The following is a 1974-nucleotide window of genomic DNA, read 5'->3' as shown; positions in this document are numbered from 1 at the left end:
CTTGCCGTGGTCAACGTGACCAATGGTCCCGATGTTGACGTGCGGCTTCGTCCGCTCGAACTTCGCCTTCGCCACTTCTATGTCCTCCTGGACTGTTAGTGCTGAATTACAGCAGTGTTGATCTTTTCAGTTGTGCCACGGTAGCGACCGGGCAAGATTACCCCGAACTTACTCGCCCGTCGCCTTCGCGCTGCTCGTTGCTCGACTCCGTGCTCGTAAGTTCCACTTACTCGCCCGTCGCCTTCGCGATGATCTCCTTCGACACCTGCGCCGGCACTTCAGCGTAGGACTCGAAGACCATGGAGTAGTTCGCCCGGCCCTGTGTCTTCGACCGCAGATCTCCGACGTAGCCGAACATCTCCGACAGCGGCACGTTCGCCTTGACGACACGTGCGCCACCGCGCTCCTCCATGGCCTGGATCTGGCCACGGCGGGAGTTCAGGTCACCGATCACGTCGCCCATGTAGTCCTCGGGAGTGATGACCTCGACGGCCATGATCGGTTCCAGGATCACCGGCTGCGCTTGCGCCGCAGCCTTTTTCAGCGCATGGGAGCCGGCCACCTTGAACGCCAGCTCCGAGGAGTCGACGTCGTGGTACTGCCCGTCGAGCAAGGTGACCTTCAGGTTCACCAGCGGGTAGCCGGCCAGCACGCCGTAGGCCATGGCGTCCTGCGCACCGGCATCCACCGCCGGTATGTACTCCCGCGGGATGTGGCCGCCGGTGACTTTGTTCTCGAATTCATAGGTCGCGCCGTCCTCTCCGGTGAACGGCTCCACGGTGATGATGACCTTCGCGTACTGACCCGAGCCGCCGGTCTGCTTCTTGTGGGTGTACTCGACCTTCTCCACCTTGCGGCGAATCGTCTCCTTGTAGGCCACCTGCGGCTTGCCGACATTGGCCTCGACTTTGAACTCCCGGCGCATGCGGTCGACCAGGATGTCCAGGTGGAGCTCGCCCATCCCGCCGATCACGGTCTGGCCGGTCTCTTGATCCAGGTGCACCTTGAAGGTCGGGTCCTCCTCGGCCAGTTTCTGGATCGACAGCGACAGCTTCTCCTGGTCGCTCTTGGTCTTCGGCTCGATGGCCACCTCGATCACCGGGTCGGGGAAGCTCATCGACTCCAGCACGATCTGCTGGTTCGGGTCGGAGAGCGTGTCACCGGTGGTGGTGTCCTTCAGGCCGATCACCGCGTAGATGTGCCCGGCCGACGCCGAATCCACCGGGTTCTCCTTGTTGGAGTGCATCTGAAACAGCTTGCCCAGACGTTCTTTTTTGCCCTTGGTCGCGTTGATGACCTGCGAGCCGGACTCGACCTTGCCCGAATACACCCGCACGTAGGTGAGCTTGCCGAAGAACGGGTGCACGGCGATCTTGAACGCCAACGCGGAGAACGGCTCGTCGGTGCTGGGCCGGCGGGAGATGATCTCGCTCTCGTTGCCCGGCACGTGGCCCTGCACCGACTCGACGTCCAGCGGCGAAGGCAGATAGTCGATGACGGCGTCCAGCATCGGCTGCACGCCCTTGTTCTTGAAGGCGCTGCCGCACAAGACCGGGAACACCTCGGAGGCCACCGTCAGCTTGCGGATGGCACCCTTGATCTCGGTGACAGTCAGTTCCTCACCGCCGAGGTATTTCTCCAGCAGTGTCTCGTCGGTTTCGGCGACGGTCTCCAGCAGGGCGGTACGGTATTCGTCGACTTTGCCCGCCAACTCGGCCGGGATGTCGACGGTGTCGTAGTGTTCGCCGAGCTTGGTCTCACCACGCCACACCTTGGCGTTCATCTCGACTAGGTCGACGACGCCCTCGAAGTCGTTTTCCGCGCCGATCGGCAGCTGCACCACCAGTGGCCTGGCGCCCAGTCGCTCCTCGATGGTGCGCACCGTGAAGTAGAAGTCCGCGCCGATCTTGTCCATCTTGTTGACGAAACAGATCCGGGGTACGTCGTATTTGTCGGCTTGCCGCCAGACCTGCT

The 1974-nt window shown here is 62.4% G+C and carries 2 protein-coding genes; both read right to left on the bottom strand.

Translation table 11 applies throughout. The features are described 5' to 3' along the window. Positions 1-75 (bottom strand): hypothetical protein (locus AC2VOP_RS19375; RefSeq protein WP_330390733.1); only part of this gene is annotated, 75 nt, incomplete at its 3' end. Between the two features lie 151 nt (positions 76-226). Beyond that, the coding region (gene fusA / locus AC2VOP_RS19370; protein WP_486962477.1) for an elongation factor G at positions 227-1974 on the bottom strand (1748 nt) is incomplete at its 5' end.

It is taken from the genome of Mycobacterium sp. TH-M106 (assembly GCF_057473765.1).
This window is presented reverse-complemented; position numbering and strand designations above follow the sequence as displayed.